At 74.9% G+C, this 1,528-nt stretch carries 2 protein-coding genes; both read left to right on the top strand.

Annotation, left to right across the window (positions count from 1 at the left end; all coding sequences use genetic code 11):
- The coding region (locus BFF76_RS30170) for an SLC13 family permease (RefSeq protein ID WP_208604897.1) at positions 1-716 on the top strand (716 nt) is incomplete at its 5' end.
- A 57-nt stretch (positions 717-773) separates the two neighbouring features.
- Positions 774-1,528, top strand: a 755-nt coding sequence (locus BFF76_RS30165; RefSeq protein WP_141695705.1) for a glycerate kinase, incomplete at its 3' end; no start/stop codon positions are given.

The raw sequence follows: 1,528 nt of genomic DNA, 5'->3' as shown, positions 1-1,528 counted from the left end.
CGCGGCGGGCGGACCGGCGCGGGCCCGTCCGCATCGGCGTGGGGGAGATCCAGGAGCACAGCGACAGGCCGGTGACCGGTCCGCTGGAGCCGGGTGAGGCGCGGTGCGCGATGCTCCTGGGCACGGTGGTGGTGCTGTGGTGCAGCGAGCCGCTGCACGGTGTGCCGCCCGCCCTCGTCGCGCTGATCGGCGCGGTGGTCGCCGCGTCCCCGGCGCTGGGTACGGTCCGGCTGAAGGACGCCCTGTCGACCGTGCCGTGGTCGCTGCTGCTGTTCATGGCGGCGACGATGGCGATGGGCGCCGCGCTCTCGCAGTCGGGGGCCGCGAAGTGGCTCGTCTCCGGACTGCCGACCGGCGGCGGTGTGCCCAACTGGGCCTTCCTGGCGGTGGTCGTCGTCCTCAGCACCGCGGCGCATCTGGTGCTGCAGTCGCGGTCCGCCCGCTCCAGCGTGCTCGTACCGCTGGTCGTGGCGGCGGCAGCGGGGCTCGGGACAAACCCGGTGGCCGCCGCTCTGGCCTCCACCGCCGCCGCCGGGTTCTGCCACACCCTGCCCGCCTCGGCCAAGCCTGTGGCCCTCTTCGCCGATGTCCCGGGCGTCCCGACGTACACGCCGCGCGATCTGCTGCGCCTGTCCTCCGTGCTGGCGCCGCTGAGCGCGGCGGTCGTCCTGCTCTTCGCGCTCGGGGTCTGGCCGCTGCTCGGCGTCGCGCCCTGACCGCTCTTCCCACCACTCCTCCACCTGCCACGTCCGCCTGCCATCTCAGGAGCAGTCATGTCCGCTACATACCGGTTCGCCGTCGCGCCCAGCGGTTTCAAGGAGTCCCTGTCCGCGCAGGACGCGGCGCGGGCCATCGCGGAGGGCCTGCTGCGTGTGGTCCCCGACGCCGAGATCGATCTCATCCCGCTCGTCGACGGAGGCGAGGGCACCGCTCAGGCGCTGGCCTCCGCCACGGGAGGCCGGCTGGTGCACCGCACGGCGACGGGGCCCGTCGGCGAGCCGGTCGCCACGCACTTCGCCCTGCTCGGCGGACCCGCCCACGGGCCGCGCACCGCGGTGGTGGAGATGGCCGCGGTGGCGGGTCTCGGCCTGGTGCCGCCGGACCGCCGCGACCCGGTCTCCACGACGACGTACGGAGTCGGCGAGCTCATCCGCGCCGCGCTGGACGCCGGGGCGCACCGCATCCTCGTCGGCTGCGGGGACTCGGGGACGTCCGACGGCGGCGCGGGTGCGCTCCAGGCGCTGGGAGCGCGGCTGCTCGACGCCGACGGATCTGAACTCCCGCCGGGCGGAGGGTCACTGCGTCGTCTCTCGCGCATCGACGCCTCGGGTCTTGACCCGCGGCTGTCCGAGGCGGAGATGCTCGTCGCCTGCAATCCGTACAACGTGCTGTGCGGGCCGCAGGGGGTGGCACGGGTCTTCGGTCCGCAGAAGGGGGCGACCGGGCACCAGGTCGAGGAGCTGTCCGAGGCCCTGGACCACTGGGCGGGCGTGCTCGCCCGGGACGTACGCCCGCCCAGTGGTCCAGG

The sequence above is a fragment of the Streptomyces mutomycini genome (genome assembly GCF_001700505.1).
GTDB classification, from domain to species: domain Bacteria; phylum Actinomycetota; class Actinomycetes; order Streptomycetales; family Streptomycetaceae; genus Streptomyces; species Streptomyces mutomycini.
The sequence above is the reverse complement of the archived record's forward strand: the minus strand, read 5'-3'. Positions and strand labels throughout refer to the sequence as shown.